This window comes from Mycobacterium sp., from assembly GCF_052144515.1.
In the GTDB taxonomy this organism is placed as follows: Bacteria; Actinomycetota; Actinomycetes; order Mycobacteriales; family Mycobacteriaceae; genus Mycobacterium.
Window position 1 is genome coordinate 1 of the sequence record NZ_JBKQQD010000369.1, and the last position, 23,158, is coordinate 23,158.

At 65.9% G+C, this 23,158-nt stretch carries 22 protein-coding genes and 3 tRNA genes; 18 read left to right on the forward strand and 7 right to left on the reverse strand.

Annotated features, from left to right (window positions below):
• Both ACLP9N_RS23940 and ACLP9N_RS23945 read left to right on the forward strand, forming a co-directional pair.
• Positions 1–500, forward strand: a 500-nt coding sequence (locus ACLP9N_RS23940; RefSeq protein WP_442409719.1) for a hypothetical protein, incomplete at its 5' end; no start/stop codon positions are given.
• Positions 501–567: 67 nt separating this feature from the next.
• A complete protein-coding gene (locus ACLP9N_RS23945; RefSeq protein WP_442409720.1) occupies positions 568–972 on the forward strand; it encodes a tyrosine-type recombinase/integrase in 405 nt (134 codons plus the stop codon).
• 91 nt (positions 973–1,063) lie between these two features.
• Here ACLP9N_RS23945 and ACLP9N_RS23950 read toward each other — a convergent pair.
• A tRNA-Arg gene (locus tag ACLP9N_RS23950) sits at positions 1,064–1,136 on the reverse strand.
• Between the two features lie 29 nt (positions 1,137–1,165).
• Positions 1,166–1,254, reverse strand: a tRNA-Ser gene (locus tag ACLP9N_RS23955).
• Positions 1,255–1,342: 88 nt separating this feature from the next.
• Between ACLP9N_RS23955 and hisC the strand changes: the two genes are divergently transcribed.
• Both hisC and ACLP9N_RS23965 read left to right on the forward strand, forming a co-directional pair.
• Positions 1,343–2,410, forward strand: a complete 1,068-nt coding sequence (gene hisC / locus ACLP9N_RS23960; protein ID WP_442409721.1) for a histidinol-phosphate transaminase — start codon at positions 1,343–1,345, stop codon at positions 2,408–2,410.
• On the forward strand, positions 2,407–2,868 hold the full coding sequence (locus tag ACLP9N_RS23965) for a DUF4334 domain-containing protein (RefSeq protein WP_442409722.1): 462 nt from the start codon (positions 2,407–2,409) through the stop codon (positions 2,866–2,868). Before hisC ends, ACLP9N_RS23965 begins: the two co-directional genes overlap by 4 nt.
• A gap of 11 nt (positions 2,869–2,879) precedes the next feature.
• On the opposite strand, the gene ACLP9N_RS23970 is transcribed toward ACLP9N_RS23965, so the two are convergent.
• On the reverse strand, positions 2,880–3,467 hold the full coding sequence (locus tag ACLP9N_RS23970) for a TIGR03086 family metal-binding protein (protein ID WP_442409723.1): 588 nt from the start codon (positions 3,465–3,467) through the stop codon (positions 2,880–2,882).
• Positions 3,468–3,490: 23 nt separating this feature from the next.
• Between ACLP9N_RS23970 and ACLP9N_RS23975 the strand changes: the two genes are divergently transcribed.
• The gene (locus ACLP9N_RS23975) at positions 3,491–4,315 is read left to right on the forward strand and encodes a crotonase/enoyl-CoA hydratase family protein (protein ID WP_442409724.1); all 825 of its coding nucleotides are present in this window, start codon (positions 3,491–3,493) and stop codon (positions 4,313–4,315) included.
• Here the strand turns inward: ACLP9N_RS23975 and ACLP9N_RS23980 are convergent.
• Positions 4,302–4,703 (reverse strand): hypothetical protein, encoded by a 402-nt coding sequence (locus ACLP9N_RS23980; RefSeq protein WP_442409725.1) that lies wholly within the window; start codon positions 4,701–4,703, stop codon positions 4,302–4,304. The genes ACLP9N_RS23975 and ACLP9N_RS23980 overlap by 14 nt on opposite strands.
• 13 nt (positions 4,704–4,716) lie before the next feature.
• On the opposite strand from ACLP9N_RS23980, the gene lipE reads away from it, so the two are divergent.
• The gene (gene lipE, locus ACLP9N_RS23985; protein ID WP_442409726.1) at positions 4,717–5,988 is read left to right on the forward strand and encodes a lipase LipE; all 1,272 of its coding nucleotides are present in this window, start codon (positions 4,717–4,719) and stop codon (positions 5,986–5,988) included.
• A gap of 119 nt (positions 5,989–6,107) precedes the next feature.
• On the opposite strand, the gene ACLP9N_RS23990 is transcribed toward lipE, so the two are convergent.
• Positions 6,108–6,194 (reverse strand) — tRNA-Ser (locus ACLP9N_RS23990).
• Positions 6,195–6,228: 34 nt separating this feature from the next.
• On the opposite strand from ACLP9N_RS23990, the gene ACLP9N_RS23995 reads away from it, so the two are divergent.
• Complete coding sequence (locus ACLP9N_RS23995; protein WP_442409727.1) at positions 6,229–7,200, forward strand: NAD(P)H-quinone oxidoreductase; 972 nt, start codon at positions 6,229–6,231, stop codon at positions 7,198–7,200.
• Positions 7,201–7,212: 12 nt separating this feature from the next.
• On the opposite strand, the gene ACLP9N_RS24000 is transcribed toward ACLP9N_RS23995, so the two are convergent.
• Complete coding sequence (locus ACLP9N_RS24000) at positions 7,213–8,409, reverse strand: cysteine desulfurase-like protein (RefSeq protein ID WP_442409728.1); 1,197 nt, start codon at positions 8,407–8,409, stop codon at positions 7,213–7,215.
• A gap of 143 nt (positions 8,410–8,552) precedes the next feature.
• Here ACLP9N_RS24000 and ACLP9N_RS24005 point away from each other — a divergent pair, with 143 nt between their 5' ends.
• From ACLP9N_RS24005 to ACLP9N_RS24055, 11 genes are all read left to right on the forward strand, one after another.
• Positions 8,553–10,529 (forward strand): DUF6541 family protein, encoded by a 1,977-nt coding sequence (locus ACLP9N_RS24005; RefSeq protein ID WP_442409729.1) that lies wholly within the window; start codon positions 8,553–8,555, stop codon positions 10,527–10,529.
• Positions 10,530–10,543: 14 nt separating this feature from the next.
• Complete coding sequence (locus tag ACLP9N_RS24010; protein WP_442409730.1) at positions 10,544–11,089, forward strand: bacterial proteasome activator family protein; 546 nt, start codon at positions 10,544–10,546, stop codon at positions 11,087–11,089.
• Between the two features lie 10 nt (positions 11,090–11,099).
• Entirely contained in the window at positions 11,100–11,894 is a 795-nt protein-coding gene (gene wzt / locus ACLP9N_RS24015) for a galactan export ABC transporter ATP-binding subunit Wzt/RfbE (RefSeq protein WP_442409731.1), read from the forward strand.
• 12 nt (positions 11,895–11,906) lie between these two features.
• Positions 11,907–12,827, forward strand: coding sequence for a galactofuranosyltransferase GlfT1 (glfT1, locus tag ACLP9N_RS24020; RefSeq protein ID WP_442409732.1), 921 nt, complete (start codon positions 11,907–11,909; stop codon positions 12,825–12,827).
• The gene (gene wzm / locus ACLP9N_RS24025; RefSeq protein WP_442409733.1) at positions 12,824–13,654 is read left to right on the forward strand and encodes a galactan export ABC transporter permease subunit Wzm/RfbD; all 831 of its coding nucleotides are present in this window, start codon (positions 12,824–12,826) and stop codon (positions 13,652–13,654) included. The genes glfT1 and wzm overlap by 4 nt, the downstream gene beginning before the upstream one ends.
• A gap of 283 nt (positions 13,655–13,937) precedes the next feature.
• Entirely contained in the window at positions 13,938–14,417 is a 480-nt protein-coding gene (locus ACLP9N_RS24030) for a GreA/GreB family elongation factor (protein WP_442409734.1), read from the forward strand.
• An 88-nt stretch (positions 14,418–14,505) separates the two neighbouring features.
• Positions 14,506–14,874: a GtrA family protein gene (locus ACLP9N_RS24035; RefSeq protein WP_442409754.1), complete on the forward strand. Its 369-nt coding sequence runs from the start codon at positions 14,506–14,508 to the stop codon at positions 14,872–14,874.
• 31 nt (positions 14,875–14,905) lie between these two features.
• The gene (locus ACLP9N_RS24040; RefSeq protein WP_442409735.1) at positions 14,906–16,297 is read left to right on the forward strand and encodes an FAD-binding protein; all 1,392 of its coding nucleotides are present in this window, start codon (positions 14,906–14,908) and stop codon (positions 16,295–16,297) included.
• Positions 16,298–17,062 (forward strand): decaprenylphospho-beta-D-erythro-pentofuranosid-2-ulose 2-reductase, encoded by a 765-nt coding sequence (locus tag ACLP9N_RS24045; RefSeq protein ID WP_442409736.1) that lies wholly within the window; start codon positions 16,298–16,300, stop codon positions 17,060–17,062.
• Between the two features lie 2 nt (positions 17,063–17,064).
• Complete coding sequence (locus ACLP9N_RS24050; RefSeq protein WP_442409737.1) at positions 17,065–19,044, forward strand: galactan 5-O-arabinofuranosyltransferase; 1,980 nt, start codon at positions 17,065–17,067, stop codon at positions 19,042–19,044.
• A 10-nt stretch (positions 19,045–19,054) separates the two neighbouring features.
• Entirely contained in the window at positions 19,055–22,333 is a 3,279-nt protein-coding gene (locus ACLP9N_RS24055; RefSeq protein ID WP_442409738.1) for an arabinosyltransferase domain-containing protein, read from the forward strand.
• Positions 22,334–22,649: 316 nt separating this feature from the next.
• Here the strand turns inward: ACLP9N_RS24055 and ACLP9N_RS24060 are convergent, their stop codons facing one another.
• Positions 22,650–22,901, reverse strand: a complete 252-nt coding sequence (locus ACLP9N_RS24060; protein ID WP_442409739.1) for a hypothetical protein — start codon at positions 22,899–22,901, stop codon at positions 22,650–22,652.
• Positions 22,902–23,158: the final 257 nt, after the last annotated feature.

Genomic DNA, 23,158 nt, shown 5'->3' on the forward strand with positions numbered 1-23,158 from the left:
TCGCCCGCGGCACGCTGTACCGCAACATCGACTCCATCGAGCAAATATTCGATAAGGTCGTCGCCGCCTTCAACGCAGAGATGCACGAGCGAGTCTCGAGGACCTTCGTCGGCATCGACGACGCGGCTGTGCGACTGGCCAACGGAGTTCGGTTATGGGTGCGCTACGCCCACGAGAACCCGGCGATGGGCCGGTTCGCCGTGCGGTTCGCGTTGACCGAGCAGTCACTGCGGGCCTTGTTCACCGGGCCCCCGATGCGCGACGTGAGCGAGGGCGCCGCCGCCGGCCGCTACCACGTCAACGAGTCGATGACTCCCAGCATCGCCTCACTCGTGATCGGCGCTACCGTCAGTGCCATGTGGATGGTGCTGGACGGCCATCAGACCTGGCGCGAAGCCGGATCGTCGACAGCCGAACTTCTCCTGCGCGCTCTCGGAATACATCCCGCCGAAGCGCACGAGATCTCGATAGCCGAACTGCCACCCTTCCCAGCGATCTGATCCACCGCAGAGTCAGGACCGCAACCGCCCACGGACTATTAGGCGCGCCGCACTAGCCTTGCGAGAGGTGAAAACCGAATTGTCTGCCGCCTCCGTGCCATTGCCGGCGGAGCTCGTTGCCATCTTGCGGCGGCATCGGCTTAATCAGTTCGGCGACACACAGTTCGCACGGGCCAACACGCTCGGTCTGGTGTTCACGACGAAGAACGGGACACCTCTTGAGCCGAGGAACGTCAACCGAGCGTTCGAGACGTTGTGCCGACGAGCCGGTGTGCGAAGCATCCGGTTACACGACCTTCGGCATTCGTGTGCGACGTGGTTGTTCGCGATGGGTGTCGAGGCAGCAACAGTGCAGCGCATTCTGCGTCATAGCTCGATTTCTGTGACGACAGGGACGTATGTGGACGTGATCGAACAGGTTCAGCGTTCGGCCGTCGCGGGCATGGATTCGCTGCTGAACCCGGCACAGTGATGGCGAACGCCGATCGCTAACGTCGTCAAAACTGTCGTCAAAAAACCAACAGAGGCCCTTCTACAATGCCGGAAAGGGCCTCTGACCTGAGCGCGCCCGAAGAGATTCGAACTCCCAACCTTCTGATCCGTAGTCAGATGCTCTATCCGTTGAGCTACGGGCGCTTGTCTTCAGTTATGTTCTCTCAACTCCGCGGAGGCGAGAGGATTTGAACCTCCGGTTCCCTTTGAGGGGAACAACTCATTAGCAGTGAGCCCCATTCGGCCGCTCTGGCACGCCTCCATGAACTTTCCGAGGGTACCCGAACCGCTCCCGGGATCCCGCAACCGCCGGGGCCATAGCGTACACAGCCGCGACATATGCTGTCGAAGTGAATGCCCGCCTGCGACCCGAGCTGGACGGGTTGCCAGTTTATGTGCCAGGCAAAACGGTGCCGGGCGCCATCAAACTGGCCAGCAACGAGACGGTGTTCGGCCCGCTGCCCGGCGTCCGCGCGGCCATCGAGCGGGCCACCGATGTGGCCAACCGCTACCCCGACAACGGGTGCATCGAACTCAAGGCCGCGCTGGCCAAGCGGCTGGATTTCGCCCCCGAGCAGGTCGCCGTCGGTTGCGGTTCGGTCAGCCTGTGCCAGCAGCTGGTTCAGATCACCGCCGCGCCGGGTGACGAGGTGATCTTCGGGTGGCGCAGCTTTGAGCTCTACCCGCCCCAGGTTCAGGTCGCCGGTGCGGCCGCCATCCGGGTGCCATTGACCGACCACACCTTCGACCTCTATGCGATGCTCGCCGCGGTCACCGAACACACCCGGCTGATTTTCGTCTGCAACCCCAACAACCCGACCTCCACCGTCGTGGACCCGGACGCGCTGGTCCGCTTCGTCGAGGCGGTTCCGCCGCACATCCTGATCGCCATCGACGAGGCCTATGTCGAGTACATCCGCGACGGCATGCTGCCGGACAGCCTGGGTCTGGTCCGCGCCCACAGCAATGTTGTTGTGCTGCGGACCTTTTCGAAGGCATACGGGCTGGCGGGGTTGCGGATCGGCTACGCGGTCGGCAACCCCGACGTGATCACCGCGCTGGACAAGGTCTACGTGCCGTTCACCGTGTCCAGCGTTGCCCAAGCCGCCGCGATCGCCTCACTGGACGCTGCCGATGAGCTGCTGGCCCGCACCGACGCCCTAGTCGGCGAACGTGTCCGGGTAAGCGCCGAGTTGCGCGACGCCGGCTTCACCCTGCCGCCGTCACAGTCCAACTTCGTCTGGCTACCGCTGGGACCGCGCACGTTGGACTTCGTGGAGCAGGCCGCGGATGCAGGGATCGTGGTCCGCCCGTACGGCACCGACGGCGTGCGGGTTACCGTCGGAGCACCGGAAGAAAACGACGCCTTGCTGCGATTTGCGCGCAGCTGGAACGCGAATCATGGGAGTACGCAATGACCCTGGCCCGCAAGAAATTCGTCGCATTCAAGGAAAGTGCCGACCAGGTCCCCGATGCCGAGCTCGACGATTTCTGGGCGAGCCTCGAGCCCGCCACCATCGACGGCATGATCGGCGAGTGGAAGGGCGGCGAGTTCGCCACCGGACACAAGATGAACGGCAAGCTCGAGAAGCTCGGCTGGTTCGGCAAGAGCTTCAAGTCGGCCGAAGACGTGCAGCCGCTGGTCTGTCTGGACGCCGACGGGAACAAGTTCTCCAACGTCGCGGCGGGCAAGGGCGAGGCCAGCCTGTGGCTAGAGGACTTCCGCGGCGAGATCACCGCGACGATGGTCTACGACGGCCAACCCGTGCACGACCATTTCAAGAAGATCGACGACGACGCCGTGATAGGCATCATGAACGGCAAAGGCATCCTAGACAACGGCAAGTACTACTACTTCTACCTCGAGCGCGTGTAGAAGCTCGAGCGTCACGCCGGGCGCGGATTGCGGCCCGTGAATGCGACCAGCCTGTCCAGGGCGCCGGCATCCTCGGCTACGGCGACCGGGTCATCGAACCCCGCCCGGCTGCGTAGCTCCGGTTGGATGGTCGCTCGGGCCAGGCCCAGGACGTATTCGGCCAGCGGCTCGGGGGCGTTGACGTCGTGTCCGACGGCCCGGGCGTAATCCCAGGCGTGGACCAGGAATTCGACCGACAAGATCCCACACGCCCCCTTGGCCAGCATCTCGCCTTTGCCGAACGGCACGCTGCCTTCCAGCCCGCGGCGATGCCAGGCGTCCAGGGCCGGCCGGGCTGCGCTGACGACGCGCCGCTCGGCGGAGTCGATCTCGTCGGTCGCTGGCATCTCCGCACCCGCCATGCCGCCGATGGCGGTGATCGAGTTCAGCAAGTGTTCGGTCAACTGCGCCACGTTGAACTGCGTGCACGGCGTCTGCCGCGACATGTCGTCGCCGGCGACGGTGTGCAGCACCTGCTGCAGCACACCCAGCGTGTCCTCGGCGCTGGCCAGCTCGTCGGGCGGCGGGGAATCTGGCCCGGGTCGCAAATCGGGGGGCATACACACCACGCTACGGTCTGGGCATGGGCGAAACATACGAATCCGTCACCGTCGAAATCAAAGACCAGGTTGCGCAGGTGACGCTGATCGGACCGGGCAAGGGCAACGCGATGGGGCCTGCGTTTTGGGCGGAGATGCCGGAGTTGTTCGCGGCGCTGGACGCCGACCGTGAGGTGCGGGCCATCGTGCTGACCGGGTCGGGCAAGAACTTCAGCTACGGCCTCGACGTGCCCGCGATGGGAGGCTCGTTCACCCCGCTGCTGGCCGACGGCGCGCTGGCCCGGCCGCGCGCGGACTTCCACGCCGAGGTACGGCGCATGCAGAACGCCATCAGCGCCGTCGCCGACTGCCGCACGCCCACCATCGCATCGGTGCACGGCTGGTGCATCGGCGGCGGCGTCGACCTGATCTCCGCGGTGGACATCCGCTACGCCAGCGCCGACGCCAAGTTCTCCGTGCGCGAGGTCAAGCTGGCCATCGTCGCCGACGTCGGCAGCCTCGCCCGCCTGCCGCTGATCTTGAACGACGGACACCTGCGCGAACTGGCGTTGACCGGCAAGGACATCGACGCGGCCCGCGCCGAGAAGATCGGCCTGGTCAACGACGTGTACGACGACGCCGAGGCCACGTTGGCCGCCGCCCAAGCTACCGCCGCCGAGATCGCCGCCAACCCGCCGCTGACGGTCAACGGCATCAAGGACGTCCTCGACCAGCAACGCATCGCCGCGGTCTCGGAAAGCCTGCGCTACGTCGCTGCGTGGAACGCGGCATTCCTGCCGTCCAAGGACCTGACTGAGGGCATCTCGGCCACCTTCGCCAAGCGTCCGCCGCAGTTCACCGGGGAATAGCCTTTTGCTCAACAATGCTGTAGCGCAACGCAATCGCGAGCAGCACCGTCGATAGCGCCAAGCCGGCGAATTCGAGGTAACCGACCCAGGCGCCGGCGTGGTGGTCGGTGTCGATGAGGTGGCTCAGCGCGTGCAGCGCCCAGTGCGCCGCGGCAAAGGCCAGCGCCGGCACCCGCCACGTCGACCACCGCATCGCGGCCAGCAACAGCAGCCCGAGCGGCAACTCGAACGACGCGTTATCGAAGATGTAGTGAGTGTTGCGGGCGCCGAACGCGCCGAGGGTATCGAAGAAGGCCACCGGCAACAGCATCATGAAGACCCCGACGGCGACCGAATAGATGCCGTAGATGACGAGGATCACGTCGACAAAGCGGGAACGCGTGGCCATACGACCACGCTAAATGCACTGCTGCTGCACTGCACGTACCCTCTCGGAGGTGACACCACACGGCAAGGTCCGCGTCCCGGCCGACCTGGACGCCGTGACGGCGATCAGCGCAGAAGACCACTCCGAAATCGACGAGCCCGCGGTCGAGCGCATCTGGCAGGCCGCGCGGCACTGGTACCAGGCCGGGATGCACCCCGCGATTCAGCTCTGCATCCGCCGGCATGGGCGGGTCGCGCTCAACCGCGCGATCGGCCACGGCTGGGGTAACGCGCCGACCGATCCGCCCGACGCGGAAATGATCCCCGTCACGACGGACACGCCGTTCTGCGTGTACTCGGCGGCCAAGGGCATCACCGCGACCGTCGTGCACATGCTTGTAGAGCAGGGTCATTTTTCGCTTGACGACCGGGTCTGTGAGTACATCCGCAGCTACACGAGCCACGGCAAGGACCGCACTACGATCCGGCACGTTCTGACCCACAGCGCCGGCGTGCCCTTCCCCACCGGGCCCAAGCCGGACCTGCGCCGCGCGGACGACCACGAATACGCCCAGGAGCAGCTCGGCAAGCTCAGGCCGCTGTATCGGCCGGGATTGGTGCACATCTATCACGCGCTGACCTGGGGTCCGCTCATGCGCGAGATCGTCTACGCGGCGACCGGCAAAGACATTCGCGACATCCTGGCCGCCGAGATCCTCGACCCGCTGGGCTTCCGGTGGACCAACTTCGGCGTTGCCAAGCAGGACGTTCCACTGGTCGCGCCCAGTCACGCCACCGGCCGCCCGTTGCCGCCGGCGATCGCCGCGATCTTCCGCAAGGCGATCGGCGGAACCGTGCACGAGATCATCCCTTACACCAACACCCCGGCGTTCCTGACCACCGTGGTGCCCTCGTCGAACACCGTGTCGACCGCAAACGAGCTGTCGCGCTTCGCTGAAATCTGGCGGCGCGGCGGCGAGCTCGACGGCGTGCGGGTGATGAGCCCGGAAAGGATGTTTGGCGCGGTGCAGGAATGCCGTCGGTTGCGGCCGGATTTCGCGGTGGGCCTGATGCCGGCCCGCTGGGGCACCGGCTACATGCTGGGCACCAACCGGTTCGGACCATTCGGGCGCAACGCGCCCAACGCATTCGGCAACCTGGGCCTGGCCAACATCGCGATCTGGGCCGATCCGGCCCGCGGCCTGGCCGCCGGCGTGATCAGCAGTGGCAAGCCCGGCCGGGATCCCGAGGCCCGCCGCTACGTCGCCCTGATGGACAGCATCGCAGCCGAGATCCCCGCCGGTTAGCCTCCGGGCGCCGACAGGGGCGGAGATCGGCCGGCGATCCGGATGGGCCGCCCGAGGGTCTCGGCGCCGTGTGTTCAGCCGGTGCTATGTCTCGGGACTGTCTCGGGACATCGCAGGAGCGGTGGCGGAGGGATTTGAACCCCCGGACGGTTTTAGCCGTCTCTCGCTTTCAAGGCGAGTGCATTAGGCCGCTCTGCCACGCCACCGCTGATAAGAGTAAGCGGTAGTAGCGTGGCCGGCATGCATGCCATCGTCGCCGAATCGTCCGATCAACTGGTATGGCAAGAAGTGCCCGACGTGTCCGCGGGGCCGGGCGAGGTACTGATCAAAGTCGCCGCGGCCGGCGTCAACCGCGCCGACGTGCTGCAGGCCGCCGGTAAATACCCGCCACCGTCGGGCGCCAGCGAGATCATCGGCATGGAGGTCTCCGGCGTCATCGCACAAGTCGGTTCGGATGTCTCCGGATGGTCTGTGGGACAAGAGGTTTGCGCGTTGCTGGCCGGGGGCGGATACGCCGAACACGTCGCCGTGCCCGCCGGTCAGGTGCTGCCGATTCCGCAGGGTGTCGACCTGGTGGACGCGGCCGGCTTACCCGAAGTGGCGTGCACCGTGTGGTCGAACCTGGTGATGACCGCTCACTTGGGCGAAGGCCAGCTGGTATTGCTGCACGGCGGGGCCAGCGGCATCGGAAGCCACGCGATCCAGGTGGCACGAGCGCTGGGCGCCAAGGTGGCGGTCACCGCCGGATCGGCCGAGAAACTCGACGTCTGTCGTGAGCTGGGCGCCCAGATCACCATCAATTATCGCGACGAGGACTTCGTCGCGCGGTTGCGCGAAGAGACCGACGGCGCAAACGTGATCCTCGACATCATTGGCGCGGCCTACCTGGACCGCAACATCGACGCCCTGGCCGCTGACGGACAGCTGATCGTCATCGGCATGCAGGGCGGGGTGAAGGGCGAACTTAACCTCGGCAAGCTGCTCAGCAAGCGGGCGCGGGTCATCGGCACCACGCTGCGCGCGCGGCCGGTCAGCGGCCCGAACAGCAAGGGCGCCATCGTCGAAGCGGTGACGGCCTCGGTGTGGCCGATGATCGCCGACGGGCAGGTCCGGCCGATCATCGCTGCCCGCATGCCCGTCCAACAGGCAGCCGACGCGCATCAACTGTTGGTGTCGGGCAAGGTGTCCGGCAAGGTGCTGCTCACAACGTAAAGTGGCGCACGCTCAGCCCAACGACGCCAGCGCACGCACCAGCTGGTCGACTTCGGCCATCGTCGAGTAGTGCGCCAGCCCGACGGTAACGGCGCCGCCCACGTCGTTGGCGCCCAGCACGTCCAGCGCGCGCGAACTCCCGTCGGAAATCGCCAGAATTCCGTTGTCCGACAACCGCTGTACCACGCGTTCGGCGGGCACCTGGTCGAGTGCGAAACTGATCACCGGTATCCGCGTCTCCGGTCGCCCAGTCATCATCATCAACGGCAAGGACCGCAACGACACGATCAGATAGTCGAAGACCCGGCTCAGATACGAGGCGGCGGATTGCATTGACAGCGACAGCCGTTCCCTCCTGCTACCGCGAGCCGATTCATCAAGTGCCGCAAGGTATTCGATGCTGGCGACCACGCCAGCCAGCATTCCGAACTGGTGCAGGCCAACCTCTAGGCGCGCAGGGCCGTTGGCGTGGGGGTCGGTCGAGACGGAGCTGAAGGTATTGATCAGCGCCGGATCGCGGAACACGATCGCCCCGATCGGCGGACCGCCCCACGCGTGAGCGTTCACCGCCACCACGTCGACGTCGGTGTCCTTGATGTCGAGCAGCCGGTAGGGCGCGGCAGCGGAATGGTCGACGATCACCAGACCGCCGACGTCGTGGACCAGCTTGGTCATGGGCCGCAGATCGGTGACCGTGCCCAGCGTTCCGGATGCGGAGGTGACGGCTACCAGCCGGGTCGACTTGCCGATCAGGCTTTCCCATTGCCACGTCGGCAAGTCACCGGTTTCGATATCGATCTCGGCCCACTTCACCTTGGCGCCGTAGCGGTGCGCCGCCCGCAGCCACGGGGCGATGTTCGCCTCGTCGTCGAGACGGCTGACGATCACCTCGTATCCCAAACCGGCGCGGGAGGACGACGCCTCGGCCAGCGACGACAGCAGGACCGCGCGATCGGCGCCCAGCACGACGCCCGCCGGGTCGGCGTTGAACAGATCAGCCACCGCGGCCCGCACCGCTTCCAGTACGGCCGCGCTGCGGTGCGCCGACGGGTGTGCGCCCGCCGCGCTGGCGCTAGACCTACGGAAGGCCGTCGACACGGTAGTCGCGACGGAATCGGGTATCAGCATGCCGGCCGGCGCGTCGAGATGCACCCATCCGTCACCCAGCGACGGATGCAGACCCCGCACCCGGGCGACGTCATAAGCCATGCCAGCCACCTTAGGCCTTCCGCCAATCCGCGAGAATTTCGCGCGACGGCAGCGAGTGCCTGAGAACGATCAAGCCGCCTCCGCGCCGTTCCCGCCAGGTCCGGCTTCGCGAGCCAGGTCACCCGGCCAGCCATACTAGTCGAGTGGGGTTGGGCTTCGGAACGCTGATTGCACTGTTCTTGCTGATCGCTCCGGGGGCAATCGTCGGACGCATCGCCCAGCTAACTTGGCCGATCGCCGTCGCAGTCGCAGCGGCGCTGACGTACGGCATGGTGGCACTGGCAATCATCCCGTTCGGCGCCCTCGGAATACCGTGGAACGGTTGGACGGCGCTGGCCGCACTCGCCGTGGTCTGCCTGCTGATGGCGGGTCTGCAGTTGCTGTGTGCCCGCTATCGCGACACCGGCGCTGAAGCCCAGGGGATCTGCGGCTGGCCGGCGATTACGGTGGCGGCCGGGGTGTTGCTGGGCGCCCTATTAGTCAGCTGGGCGGCGTGGCGCGGCATCGTGCACTGGCAATCCATCCCCAGCACCTGGGATGCGGTCTGGCACGCCAACACGGTGCGGTTCATCCTCGATACCGGCCAGGCATCGTCGACCCACATGGGCGAGCTCCGCAACGTCGAAACACACGCCGTGCTGTATTACCCGTCGGTGTTCCACGCCCTGACAGCGGTGTTCTGCCAACTCGCCGGGGCGGCACCCACTACCGGCTACACCCTGACCTCGGTGGCGGCGTCGGTCTGGCTGTTTCCCTCCAGCGCGGCCGTCCTCACCTGGTTCCTCGTGCGCCCGGTGACAACCCAATGGCGTGCCGCGGGCGCGACGGCCACCGCGGCGGCGCTGTCGGCGTCGTTCACCTCGGTGCCCTACGTCGAATTCGGCGTCGCCGCGATGCCCAACCTGGCGGCCTACGGGGTCGCGGTGCCGACTTTTGCGTTGATCGCCTCGACCCTGCGGCACCGCGATCGCATCCCGGTCGCGGTGCTTGCATTAGTGGGCATTTTCTCGGCCCATCTCACCGGCGGGTTCGTCGTCATCCTGTTCCTGTTGGCTTGGTGGCTGGGGGACGCGCTGTTGCATCCGGTGCGCGGCCGGCTCGCCGACACGCTGACCCTGGCCGCCGTGGCGGCGCCGACCGGGCTGATCCTGGCACCCCAGTTCCTCGGGGTGCTGAAGCAGGCCGACATCATCGCCGGGCACGCATTCCCCAGCTTCAAGAGCGTGAAGCAGGGCGTCATCGACGCGCTGTTGCTGCACACCCGCCACCTCAACGACTTCCCGATCCAATACGGCCTCGTGGTGCTGTGCGGCATCGGCATGGCGATCTTCCTGTACAAAAAAGTCTGGTGGCCGCCGGCCCTCTGGGTGGTGCTGACGGTGGCGACCATCTACGCGGGGGCGCCGTTTCGCAACCCGCTCGGCGCCGCCATCGAAGAGTTCAGCCAATTCTTCTACAACGACCCCCGCCGGCTCACAGCGGCGGTGACGATGCTGTTGACGCCCATGGCCGGCGTCGCGCTGTTCGCGGTGGTCATGGGGTTGATGGCCGGCGTCAAGCGATTCGCCGATCGGTTCAGGCCTTCAGGCCGGGATATGCCGGCAGCGGTGTGGGTCTGGGCCACCGCGGTAGTGCTGGTGGCGGCGACCGTGCTCACCGGCCGGCATTACTTGTATCGGCACCTGGTGTTATTCGGCGACAAGTACGACTCGGTGATCATCGACCAAAAGGACCTCGACGCCATGGCGTACCTGGCGACCCTGCCCGGCGCGAAGAACACCATCATCGGCAACTCCAACATCGACGGCACCGCATGGATGTACGCGGTGGCCGACCTGCATCCGCTGTGGACCCACTACGACTTCCCGCAGCAAACGGGTCCCGGCTATTTCCGATACATCTTCTGGTCTCGCGCCAACACCGGCAATCCGTGGGTGGTCGAAGCGGTGCGGGTGTTCAACATCCGTTACATCCTCACCAGCGAGCCGACGGTTCGCGGGTTCACCGTGCCCGAAGGGCTAAGGTCACTGGAGAAATCGAAGTCGTGGGCGGAGATCTACGACAACGGTGGCGCCCAGATCTGGGAATGGCGCGGAAATGCCGCAGCAACACACTCCTAGAAGGTTCGCAAAGGATGGTGACTGGATTGACTACCGGCAGAGACGTCTCAGACGATGACGGCATCGAAGTCATCGGCGGCGTCGATCCGCGGATCATGGCACTCCACGACGCAGAAGACGGCGGCGACTCCGAGGAGCGTTCCCTGACCGACCTGGTCGAGCAGCCCGCCAAGGTGATGCGAATCGGGACCATGATCAAGCAACTGCTCGAAGAAGTGCGCGCAGCGCCGCTCGACGAAGCCAGCCGCAACCGGCTGCGCGAAATTCACGCCACCAGCATCCGCGAACTCGAAGAAGGCCTGGCTCCCGAACTCCGTGACGAACTCGACCGGCTCACCCTGCCGTTCAACGAGGACTCCGCCCCGTCGGATGCCGAGCTGCGCATCGCCCAGGCTCAGCTGGTGGGCTGGCTGGAAGGCTTGTTCCACGGCATCCAGACCGCGCTGTTCGCCCAGCAGATTTCCGCGCGCGCGCAACTGGAGCAGATGCGCCAAGGCGCGCTGCCGCCGGGAGTAAGCAGGCCAGGACAGCCTGGATCCGGGCACGGGCAGTACCTGTAAGCAGAGTACGGTGCCTGCTCCGCACATCGAGACACGCGACGCGTGGGTCGAGTTCCCCATCTTCGACGCCAAGTCACGGTCCCTGAAGAAAGCCGTCCTGGGCAAGGCCGGCGGCACCATCGGGCGCACCAACTCCAACGTGGTGGTCATCGAGGCGTTGCGGGACATCACCCTGTCGCTGAACCTGGGCGACCGGGTCGGTCTGGTCGGTCACAACGGGGCCGGCAAATCGACTCTGCTGCGCCTGCTTTCGGGAATCTACGAGCCCACCCGGGGCTCGGCGACGGTCACCGGCAGGGTCGCTCCGGTCTTCGATCTCGGGATCGGCATGGACCCCGAGATCTCCGGCTACGAGAACATCATCATCCGCGGCCTCTTTCTGGGACAGACCCGAAAGCAGATGCAGGCCAAGGTGGACGAGATCGCCGAGTTCACCGAGTTGGGCGACTACCTATCGATGCCACTGCGGACGTATTCCACCGGGATGCGAGTGCGACTGGCGATGGGCGTGGTCACCAGCATCGACCCCGAGATTTTGTTGCTCGACGAGGGCATCGGCGCCGTGGACGCCGACTTCCTGAAGAAGGCTCAGTCCCGGCTGCAGAGCCTGGTGGAGCGTTCCGGAATCCTGGTCTTCGCAAGCCATTCCAACGAATTTCTGGCCCGGCTGTGCAAGACCGCGATATGGATCGACCACGGAGTCATCAAGCTCTCCGGCAGCATCGAAGACGTGGTGCGCGCCTACGAGGGTGAGGACGCGGCCCGGCACGTGCGCGAGGTGCTGGAGGAGACGGCGGCGGGATGAGTGGCAGGAAATATGAGTGACTCGGTCTTCGCTGTCGTAGTCACCCACCGGCGCCCCGACGAGCTGGCCAAATCCCTGGATGTGCTGAGCACGCAGACCCGCTTGCCCGACCACCTGATCGTGGTCGACAACGACGGGTCGCCAAGTGGCCGGGTCCGCGAACTGGTTGACAGCCAGCCGATCCCGACGACGTATTTGGGATCGCGCCGAAACCTGGGCGGGGCAGGCGGTTTCGCACTCGGGATCTTGCACGCGCTGGCGCAGGGCGCCGACTGGGTGTGGCTGGCCGACGACGATGGCCGCCCGCAAGACACCCGAGCGCTGGCGACGCTGATGGCATGTGCCGAGAAGTACGGCCTGGCCGAGGTATCCCCGATGGTGTGCAACATGGACGACCCGGAGCGATTGGCGTTTCCGTTGCGGCGAGGCCTGGTATGGCGCAGGCGCGCAAGTGAATTGCGCACCGAAGAAGGGCAGGATCTCCTGCGCGGGATCGCGTCGCTGTTCAACGGCGCACTGTTCCGCGCGTCAACGTACGAGTCGATCGGCGTCCCGGACATGCGGCTGTTCATCCGCGGCGACGAGGTGGAAGTGCACCGTCGACTGGTCCGGTCCGGCCTGCCGTTCGGCACCTGCCTGGACGCGGTCTACTTGCATCCCTGTGGATCCGACGAGTTCAAGCCGATCCTGGGCGGCCGGATGCATACTCAATATCCCGACGACGCGGCCAAGCGGTTTTTCACCTACCGCAATCGCGGCTACGTGTTGTCACAGCCGGGCCTGCGCAAGCTACTGCCGCAGGAGTGGGTCCGGTTCGGCTGGTTCTTCCTGGTGACCCGCCGCGACCCGAAAGGCCTGCTGGAGTGGATCCGGTTGCGCCGCTTGGGACGTCGCGAGATCTTCGGCAAGCCCGACGTGAAAGGACCGTCATGACGTTCACCGACGCGGCTGTTCAGTCGCGGACGTTCACCCGGGCCCGGGGGGATCTGGCCGCCGGCTTCCGTCGCCACGAGCTGTGGCTGCACCTGGGTTGGCAGGACATCAAGCAGCGCTACCGCCGCTCGGTGCTGGGACCATTCTGGATCACCATCGCGACCGGTACCACCGCCGTCGCGATGGGTGGCCTGTATTCCAAGCTGTTCCATCTGGAACTGTCGGTGCATCTGCCGTATGTGACACTCGGGCTGATCATTTGGAATCTGATCAACGCCGCCATCCTGGAGGGCGCCGACGTGTTCGTCGCCAACGAGGGACTGATCAAGCAATTGCCGACGCCGTTGAGCGTGCACGTCTACCGGCTGGTGTGGCGGCAGATGATCTTGTTCGCGCACAACATCGTCATCTATCTCGTCGTCGCGATCATCTACCCCAAGCCGTGGTCGTGGGCCGATCTGTCGGTGTTTCCGGCGCTGGCGCTGATCGTGCTCAATGCCATATGGGTGTCACTGTGTTTCGGCATCCTGGCGACCCGCTACCGCGACATCGGTCCCCTGCTGTTTTCCATCGTGCAATTGCTGTTCTTCATGACGCCAATCATCTGGAACGACGACACCCTGCGGCAGCAGGGCGCCGGGCGCTGGGCGAGCATCGTCGAACTCAACCCGCTGCTGCACTATCTCGATATCGTGCGGGCGCCACTGCTGGGCGCCCACCAGGAGCTGCGGCACTGGGTCGTAGCGGTGTCTTTGACAGTCGTCGGCTGGGTGCTGGCGGCCTTCGCGATGCGGCAATACCGCGCCCGGGTGCCGTACTGGGTGTGACCCGCGCCGTAAGCCATCATCGGACACTCGAAAGATAATTCGTGACATCACGACTCGCTTGGTGATCGTGGTGATTCAGCGGCCCACCGTGACCGGCGCTAGGCCGATCGGCGAGCAACGAGGATAAATTTGCCGGCAAAGCTGGTATCCCGTTGAGTCACCAGCTGAAATGCTTGTCGGATACAGGTGACGGCTGCCTCCCGATGGTGTATCACTGATTAACCACGAGTCGGCTTCGCGGGGTATCAGTGATCGGCGATAAACAAGACCTAGGGCGGCGGACGTGAGCAATAAAGGCCAATCAGTTGCGGATGCGGCGCGAAATCAGCTAGCCGCGGAACTGGATCGGCTGCGGCAGCGGCGCGATCGCCTGGTGCTCGAGGTCAAAGACGACCGCGGCATGATAGGCGACCACGGAGACGCAGCCGAGGCGATACAGCGAGCCGACGAACTCGTCGTCCTCGCCGATCGGATCAACGAATTAGACCGGCTGTTGCGCACCGGGCCTCCGCCCTCCGACAAATCGGACGCGTTGCCCGGCGGTACCGAGGTGACCCTGCGGTTTGCCGACGGGGAAGTCGTCACGATGCACGTGATCTCCATCGTCGAGGAGACGCCGGTCGGCCGCGAGGCCGAGACGTTGACGGCTCGCAGTCCGCTGGCGCAGGCCCTGGTCGGGCATAAAGCGGGCGACACGGTGACCTATTCGACACCACAAGGGGAAAACCAGGTCGAATTGATCGCGCTGAAGTTGCCCAAGTAGCGCCGCGCCGGGGTGGCGACCGGCACCACTACACTTCAACCCCGTGGAAGCTGCGCCGCCGCGCCGACACCTGAGCTTGACGACGCAGGTGTGGCGCTTCGTCGTCACCGGCGGCTTTTCGGCGATTGTCGACTTCGGTCTCTACGTGGCGCTGTACAAAGGGGTCGGCCTGCAGGTTGACCTGTCGAAAACCCTCAGCTTCGTCGTCGGTACCATCACCGCCTACCTGATCAACCGTCGATGGACATTTCAGGCGTCACCAAGCACCGCCCGCTTCGTCGCGGTCATGGTTCTCTACGGGATCACCTTCGCCGTACAAGTCGGGCTCAACCATTTATGCCTGGCGCTCTTGCACTACCGGACCTGGGCGATACCGGTAGCGTTCGTGATTGCGCAGGGCACCGCCACGGTGATCAATTTCATTGTGCAGCGAGCCGTGATCTTCCGGATCCGCTGAGCCGAGCCGCCAGGCGGTACCCTCTTTGACGATGTTGAGCGCGGGAGTTACCACCACATCCACCCGGCTGACCGGGTGGAGCCGCACCGCACCCTCGGTGGCGCAGGTGCTGCGCACCCCCGACCCCGGGGTGATCGCCAAGGCGGTGGCGCAGGTCGCTGAGGCGGGCGGGAGGGGCGTCATCGCCCGCGGGCTTGGACGTTCCTACGGCGACAACGCGCAAAACGGCGGCGGGCTGGTGATCGACATGACGCCGCTGAACAACATCCACTCCATTAGCTCCGACACCAAGCTTGCCGACGTCGACGCCGGCGTCAACCTCGACCAGCTGATGAAGGCGGCTCTGCCGTTCGGGCTGTGGGTGCCGGTGCTGCCGGGCACCCGGCAGGTCACCATCGGCGGGGCAATCGCTTCCGACATCCACGGTAAGAACCACCACAGCGCGGGCAGCTTCGGCAACCATGTGCGCTCGATCGACCTGTTGACCGCCGACGGACAGATCCGAACCATCACGCCCGACGGCCCAGATATTGCAGATGCCGAGCTTTTCTGGGCGACTGTCGGCGGAAATGGCCTCACCGGGATCGTGCTGCGAGCGACCATCGAAATGACCCCCACCGAGACGGCATATTTCATCGCCGACGGCGACGTCACGAGCAGCCTGGAAGAGACCATTGCGTTTCACAGCGACGGCAGCGAGGCCAACTACACGTATTCCAGCGCCTGGTTCGATGCCATCAGCGCACCACCCAAGTTAGGCCGCGCGGTCATATCCAGGGGATCGCTGGCCACGTTGGACCAGCTGCCCAAGAAGCTGCGCGCGAACCCGCTGAAATTCGATGCACCGCAGTACTTCACGACACCCGACATCTTCCCGAGCGGCCTTGGTAACAAGTTGATCTTTGGTGCGGCGACCCAACTGTGGTATCGAACGGGCGGCACTTACCGGGGCAAGGCCCAGAACCTGACGCAGTTCTACCACCCGCTCGACATGGTCGGTGAGTGGAACCGCGCCTACGGACCGGCGGGCTTCAGCCAATACCAATTCGTGGTGCCCACAACGGCGGTCGAAGAATTCAAGGGCATAATCCGCGACATCCAGAAGTCAGGGCACTACTCGTTTCTCAATGTGTTCAAGCTGTTCGGACCGGGTAACCAAGCGCCGCTGAGCTTCCCGATCCCCGGATGGAACGTCTGCGTCGACTTCCAGATCAAGCCAGGACTCAACGAGCTTCTCAACGAACTCGACCGTCGGGTCCTGGAATTCGGTGGCCGGCTTTACACCGGCAAAGATTCCCGCACGACCGCCGACACCTTTCATGCCATGTATCCGCGCATCGACGAGTGGATCGCCTTGCGCCGCAAGGTCGACCCCCTGCGGGTGTTCGCCTCCGACATGGCCCGACGCCTGGAGCTGCTGTAAATGGTGCTTGACGCCGTGGGAAATCCGCAGACCGTCCTGCTGCTCGGTGGTACCTCCGAGATCGGGCTGGCCATCTGCGAGCGCTACCTGCAAAACGCGCATGCACGGATCCTGTTGGCCGCCATGCCCGACGACCCCGGCCGCGACGACGCCGTGGCCCAGATGAAGGCCGCAGGCGCACGGTCGGTGGAGCTGATCGACTTTCAGGCCACCGACACCGACAGCCACCCGAAGATGATTGACACGGCCTTCTCGAACGGTGACATCGACGTGGCCATCGTCGCGTTCGGAGTGCTCGGCGACGCCGAAGAGCTGTGGCAGAACCAACGCAAGGCCGTGCAGGCCGCCGAAATCAACTACACTGCAGCGGTTTCCGTGGGCGTGTTGCTGGGTGAGAAGATGCGCGCTCAGGGCTTCGGTCAGATCATCGCGATGAGCACGGTCGCCGGTGAGCGGGTGCGACGGTCCAACTTCGTCTACGGCTCCGCCAAGGCCGGTTTGGACGGTTTTTATCTGGGTTTGTCAGAGGCGTTGCGCGAGTACGGAGTTCATGTACTGGTGATCAGGCCCGGCCAGGTGCGTACCCGGATGAGCGCGCACATCAAGGAAGCCCCGTTGACCGTCGACAAGGAGTACGTCGCCAACCTCGCGGTGACCGCGTCCGCAAAAGGTAAGGAATTAGTTTGGGCGCCAGCAGCATTCCGCTATGTGATGATGGTGTTGAGACACATCCCGCGGAGCATCTTCCGCAAGCTGCCGATCTGACCATGCGCAACGCACTGGCCAGCCTGGGCCAGATGGTCTTGGCCGCGGCGGTCGCGGCGGTCGTTGCGGTGATATCGCTGATCGCCATCGCCGGCGTGCAGTGGCCGGCCTTCCCGTCGTCCAACCAGCTGCACGCGCTGACCACCGTCGGTCAGGTCGGCTGCCTGGCCGGGCTGGTGGCCACCGGCTGGTTGTGGCGGCGGGCCCTGTCGAAGAGCCGATACCGGCTGCTGGCTCAGTTAAGCGGGCTGGTGTTCGTCTCGGCGTTCACCATCGTGACGCTGGGCATGCCGTTGGGGGCCACCAAGCTGTATCTCTTCGGCATCTCCGTCGACCAGCAGTTCCGCACCGAGTACCTGACGCGGCTCACCGACAGTCCCGCCCTGCACGACATGACCTACCTCGGTCTGCCGTCGTTCTACCCGCCGGGCTGGTTCTGGATCGGCGGACGTGTCGCGGCGCTCACGGGGATCCCGGCCTGGGAGCTCTACAAGCCGTGGGCCATCACCTCGATCACCGTGGCGGTCGCGGTCGCGCTGGTGCTGTGGTGGCGGATGATCCGCTTCGAGTACGCGCTGATCGTCACCACCGCGACCGCGGCGGTGACGCTCGCCTACGGCTCTCCGGAGCCCTACTCCGCGATGATCACCGTGCTGCTGCCGCCGGTGCTGGTGCTGACGTGGTCGGGCCTGCGCGCCGGCGAGCGCACCCCAAGCGCCGAACGTGACGCCACAGTCACGCCCGAGCCCGAACGTGACGACAGCGTCACGCTCGCGCGACGAGCCGGCTGGGCCGCCGTGATCGGTGCAGGCGTATTCCTCGGCCTCACGGCCACCTGGTACACGCTGCTGCTGGCCTACAGCGCATTCGCGATGGGGCTCATGGCGCTGGCGTTGGTCGCATCGCGCTGGCGACAGGGTGGCATCGAAGCCGCGCTCGACCCGCTGCGCCGGCTGGCCGTCATCGTTATCGTCGCCGCGCCCATCGCGGCCACCACCTGGCTGCCGTTCGTGTTGCGGGCCGCCCGCGACCCGGTCAGCGACACCGGCAGCGCCTATCACTATCTGCCGGCCGACGGCGCCGAACTGACCTTCCCGATGCTGCAGTTCTCGCTGCTGGGAGCGGTCTGCATGCTGGGCACGCTGTGGCTGGTGGTGCGGGCCCGCTCGTCGGTGCGGGCGGGCGCCCTGGCCATCGGGGTGCTGGCCGTCTACGCGTGGTCACTGTTGTCGATGCTGGCCACGCTGGCGCGCATGACGCTGCTGTCGTTCCGGCTGCAACCGACGCTGACGGTGCTGCTGGTAGCCGCCGGGGCGTTCGGCTTCGTGGAGGCCACCCAGGCCCTAAAGGAAGGGTCGGCGCGGCACCGGGCCTTCGAAAGAGCGACAGTCCCGGTGGCCGGCGCCATCGGACTGGCCGCGGCGATCGCGTTCAGCCAGGACATTCCCGACGTGCTGCGGCCCGATCTGACCATCGCCTACACCGACACCGACGGGCACGGCCAGCGTGGCGACCGGCGGCCACCGAGCTCCGAGAAGTACTACGCCGCCGTCGACGCCGCCATCCAGCACGGCACCGGCAGGCCACGCGATCAGACCGTGGTGCTGACCGCCGACTACAGCTTCCTGTCGTACTACCCGTACTGGGGCTTTCAGGGGTTGACCTCGCACTACGCCAACCCGCTGGCGCAGTTCGACCTGCGCGCCGCACAGATCGAGAAGTGGTCCAAGTTCAAAACGGCCGACGAGTTGATCCACGCGCTGGACACGCTGCCCTGGCCGGCGCCGACGGTGTTCTTGATGCGCCGCGGCGCGAGCAACACCTATACCTTGCGGCTGGCCCAGGACGTCTATCCCAACCAGCCCAATGTCCGTCGCTACATGGTCGACCTGCGGGCTGCCCTGTTCGCCGACCCACGTTTCAGCGTCCAAAGCATCGGCCCGTTCGTGCTGGCGATCCGCAAGCCGGGACCCGGCCAGTGACAGAGCGCTGATGGCCACCGACACCTCGCCTGACGCGGTCGAAGAACTACCATCGACCTCCGTGAGCGGCGCGGGAGCAAATTACCGGTTCGCCCGCCTCGGCGCTGTCGTCGCCGGTCTGCTCGGCGCCCTGCTGGCGATCGCCACCCCGGTACTGCCGGTCGACCAGACCACCGCCCAACTGAACTGGCCGCAGAACGGCACGTTCGGCAGCGTCGAGGCGCCGCTGATCGGCTACGTGGCCACCGAGCTGAACATCAGCGTGCCGTGCCAGGCGGCCGCCGGACTGACGGGACCGCAGAACGCGGGCAAGACGGTGTTGCTGTCGACGGTGCCCAAGCAGGCGCCGAAGGCCGTCGATCGCGGGCTGCTCATCCAGCGCGCCAACGACGAACTGGTGCTCGTCCTGCGCAATGTCCCCGTGGTCACTGCCCCGCTGAGCCAGGTGCTGAGCCCGGCCTGCCAGCGCTTGACCTTTACCGCGCACGCCGACCGGGTCGTCGCCGAATTCGTCGGGCTGACGCAGGGACCCAACGCCGAGCATCCCGGCTCGCCGCTGCGCGGCGAGAAAAGCGGCTACGACTTCCGGCCGCAGATCGTCGGCGTGTTCACCGATCTGGCCGGCCCGGCCCCGCCGGGCCTGAGCTTCTCGGCCACCGTGGACACCCGGTACAGCAGCAGCCCGACGCCGCTGAAGATGATCGCGATGATCCTCGGGGTGGTGCTGACCGGGGCCGCCCTCGGCGCGCTGCATATCCTTGACACCGCCGACGGCACCCGGCACCGGCGCTTCCTGCCGCCGCGCTGGTGGTCGATCGGCGGTCTGGATGCCCTGGTCATTGCCGTGCTGGTGTGGTGGCATTTCGTCGGCGCCAACACCTCCGACGACGGCTACATCCTGACCATGGCCCGGGTGTCCGAGCATGCCGGGTACATGGCCAATTACTACCGCTGGTTCGGAACGCCTGAGGCGCCGTTCGGCTGGTACTACGACCTGCTGGCGGTGTGGGCGCACGTCAGCACCACCAGCATCTGGATGCGGCTGCCGACCCTGGTGATGGCGCTGACCTGCTGGTGGGTGATCAGCCGCGAAGTCATCCCCCGGCTGGGTCGCGCGACGAAGACGAGCCGGGCCGCGGCCTGGGCCGCGGCGGGCATGTTTCTGGCGACCTGGTTGCCGCTCGACAACGGCCTGCGGCCCGAGCCGATCATCGCGCTGGGCATCCTGCTGACCTGGTGTTCGGTGGAACGCGCGGTGGCCACCAGCCGGCTGCTGCCGGTGGCGACGGCCTGCATCATCGGCGCCCTGACCCTGTTCTCCGGGCCGACGGGCATCGCCTCCATCGGTGCGCTGCTGGTCGCGATCGGGCCGCTGCGGACCATCTTGCACCGCAGGTCCAAACAGTTCGGTGCGTTGCCGTTGCTGGCACCCGTGTTGGCTGCGGTCACCGTCACTGTGATCCTGATCTTCCGCGACCAGACCCTGGCCGGCGAGATCCAGGCCACCGCTCTCAAGCGCGCCGTCGGGCCGAGTCTGAGCTGGTTCGACGAACACCTCCGCTACGAGCGGCTGTTCATGGCCAGCCCCGACGGGTCGGTCGCCCGGCGCTTCGCGGTGCTGGCGCTGCTTCTCGCGCTGGGAATAACCGTCGCAATGTCGTTGCGCAAGGGCCGAATTCCGGGCACGGCCGCCGGACCGAGTCGCCGCATCGTGGGCATCACCATCATCTCGTTCCTGGCGATGATGTTCACTCCCACCAAGTGGACCCACCACTTCGGGGTGTTCGCCGGGCTGGCCGGATCGCTGGGTGCGCTGGCCGCGGTCGCGGTGACGTCCGTGGCCATGCGTTCCCGACGCAACCGCACCGTGTTCGCCGCCGTGGTGCTGTTCTTGGTCGCGTTGTCGTTCGCCAGCGTCAACGGCTGGTGGTATGTGTCGAATTTTGGTGTGCCTTGGTCGAATGCGTTTCCGGCATGGCATTACGCCTTCGCCACCGCGCTGCTCGGGCTGACCGTGCTGGTGCTCCTGCTGGCGGCGTGGTTCCACTTCGTCGCCACCGACGAGTCTGCAAACGGGCCACCAAAAGTTGGGCCGCGAGTGGTCGGAATCATTCAGTCCCCGTTGGCAATTGCGGCGTGGGCGCTGGTGATTTTCGAGGTAGCCTCGTTGACCCTGGCGATGACCGCCCAGTACCCCGCGTGGTCGGTGGGCCGGTCCAACCTGGAGGCTCTGGCCGGCCTCAAGACCAGCAAAGCCTGCGGACTGGCCGAAGACGTTCTGGTGGAACAGGATCCCAACGCTGGCATGCTTGCCCCGGTAAACGCTTCGGTGGCCGACGCTCTGGGCGCTGGCCTGTCGGAAGCGTTTGCGCCCAACGGTATTCCCGCGGACGTCCGCGCCGATCCGGTGATGGAACGCCCGGGCGACCGCAGTTTCATCAACGACGAGAGGCTGATCACCGGCGGCGAGGCCGGCACCGAGGGGGGCACCAATCCCGCGCCGGGGATCAACGGCTCGGCTGCCCAGTTGCCGTTCAACCTGGATCCGGCCCGCACACCGGTGCTGGGCAGCTGGCGCTCCGGCATCCAGGTGCCCGCCAGGCTGCGGTCGGGTTGGTACCGGCTACCGCCACGGGACAAGGCTGGGCCGCTGCTGGTGGTGAGCGCGGCCGGTCGCTTCGATCCCCGCGAGGTCCAGGTGCAGTGGGCCACCGACGACGAGGCGGCCAGCGGACACCCCGGCGGGTCGTTCCAATTCGCCGATGTCGGGGCGTCGCCGGCCTGGCGTAACTTGCGGTTGGCGCTGTCCGCGATCCCCAGCAGCGCAACCCAAATCCGCCTGGTCGCCGACGACGAAGATCTGGCGCCGCAGCACTGGATCGCGGTCACGCCGCCCCGAATCCCCCAGCTACGCACGCTGCAAGATGTAGTGGGTTCCCGTGACCCGGTGTTCCTGGACTGGCTGGTCGGCCTGGCGTTCCCGTGCCAGCGTCCGTTCGGTCACCAGAATGGCGTCGATGAAACCCCGAAATGGCGAATCCTGCCGGATCGGTTCGGCGCCGAGGCCAACTCTCCCGTGATGGACAACAACGGCGGCGGCCCGCTGGGCGTCACCGAGTTGCTGCTGAAGGCGACCACGGTGGCCAGCTACCTGAAAGACGACTGGTCCCGGGACTGGGGCGGGTTGCAGCGATTGACGCCCTACTACCCCAACGCCCAGCCGGCCCATCTGCAACTAGGGACGGTGACGCGCAGCGGTCTGTGGGATCCGGCGCCGCTCAGGCACTAGGCAGGTATCGCCTCTCACGGCCAGTCATGGCCGCTCGTGTCCGGATTTGGGCACGAGTTGCCATGGCACATAGGTACGTACACAGCCGACACCGGCCCGGGCCACGTCTGGGCGGCGGCGAATTCCAAGCCGGCGAACATGAAAACAAGGGGCGCCAACCCCAGGATTAACGCTCTGATGAACCGAACAGCCGGACCGGCAAGTCGGGACGTTCGGTTCATGGTGGGGACCCCATTGTTGGGTTGGGGAAACACTTCTGCCCCGCTCCGGATTGACGTCGGTATGAATCCGGAAACGGGGCAGAAGTGCGTTCGGCCTACGGGACAAGCGCGCGCAGCGGGTGCGTGAGAGCCCAACCCGGGTGCAAGACGTCCGCGGCGTAGTGGCGTACTGGGTGCAGGGGCCCGCTGTACGGGACATACGGGTCTGCCGATGCGGTGGCGGGCACCAGTGATGCCACGATTGACAGCCCGACGGCACCCAACATGACACCGGCCAGCATGCGCGCCTTGGAAACCTTCTTCGGTTCCCGGGCTTCAGCTTCGGTTTCGGTGATGTTCGCGTTCATGGTTGTGATTCCTTCTCTGCCGGATCTTTCCCAGGTGGTTCACGTCGGTGGGTGTGAATGCCCCCTGGGGTCGGTCGCGGTTGGCCGACAACACAAGGTTGCCCCACGCCGCTTGTGCGATCTTGGCGAAGTTCCTGCGCAATTCTTGCGAAATTCTTGCGTTCGCTGGGACGCTGGTTTAGAGACTAAGGAGCACTTCATCGCCATAGCCGACCGCTGAGATCGGTTGCTGTCCATTGATGCCAACCGTTCGTGGG

What these genes read in the sequence shown, in the direction of transcription:
- ACLP9N_RS23965 (WP_442409722.1), top strand. Translation starts at nt 2,407, where the DNA reads ATGACCCTGGCCCGCAAGAAATTCGTCGCATTCAAGGAAAGTGCCGAC.
- ACLP9N_RS23970 (WP_442409723.1), bottom strand. Translation starts at nt 3,467, where the DNA reads ATGCCCCCCGATTTGCGACCCGGGCCAGATTCCCCGCCGCCCGACGAG.
- ACLP9N_RS23975 (WP_442409724.1), top strand. Translation starts at nt 3,491, where the DNA reads ATGGGCGAAACATACGAATCCGTCACCGTCGAAATCAAAGACCAGGTT.
- ACLP9N_RS23980 (WP_442409725.1), bottom strand. Translation starts at nt 4,703, where the DNA reads ATGGCCACGCGTTCCCGCTTTGTCGACGTGATCCTCGTCATCTACGGC.
- lipE (WP_442409726.1), top strand. Translation starts at nt 4,717, where the DNA reads ATGCACTGCTGCTGCACTGCACGTACCCTCTCGGAGGTGACACCACAC.
- ACLP9N_RS23995 (WP_442409727.1), top strand. Translation starts at nt 6,229, where the DNA reads ATGCATGCCATCGTCGCCGAATCGTCCGATCAACTGGTATGGCAAGAA.
- ACLP9N_RS24000 (WP_442409728.1), bottom strand. Translation starts at nt 8,409, where the DNA reads ATGGCTTATGACGTCGCCCGGGTGCGGGGTCTGCATCCGTCGCTGGGT.
- ACLP9N_RS24010 (WP_442409730.1), top strand. Translation starts at nt 10,544, where the DNA reads ATGGTGACTGGATTGACTACCGGCAGAGACGTCTCAGACGATGACGGC.
- glfT1 (WP_442409732.1), top strand. Translation starts at nt 11,907, where the DNA reads ATGAGTGACTCGGTCTTCGCTGTCGTAGTCACCCACCGGCGCCCCGAC.
- wzm (WP_442409733.1), top strand. Translation starts at nt 12,824, where the DNA reads ATGACGTTCACCGACGCGGCTGTTCAGTCGCGGACGTTCACCCGGGCC.
- ACLP9N_RS24040 (WP_442409735.1), top strand. Translation starts at nt 14,906, where the DNA reads ATGTTGAGCGCGGGAGTTACCACCACATCCACCCGGCTGACCGGGTGG.
- ACLP9N_RS24045 (WP_442409736.1), top strand. Translation starts at nt 16,298, where the DNA reads ATGGTGCTTGACGCCGTGGGAAATCCGCAGACCGTCCTGCTGCTCGGT.
- ACLP9N_RS24050 (WP_442409737.1), top strand. Translation starts at nt 17,065, where the DNA reads ATGCGCAACGCACTGGCCAGCCTGGGCCAGATGGTCTTGGCCGCGGCG.
- ACLP9N_RS24055 (WP_442409738.1), top strand. Translation starts at nt 19,055, where the DNA reads ATGGCCACCGACACCTCGCCTGACGCGGTCGAAGAACTACCATCGACC.
- ACLP9N_RS24060 (WP_442409739.1), bottom strand. Translation starts at nt 22,901, where the DNA reads ATGAACGCGAACATCACCGAAACCGAAGCTGAAGCCCGGGAACCGAAG.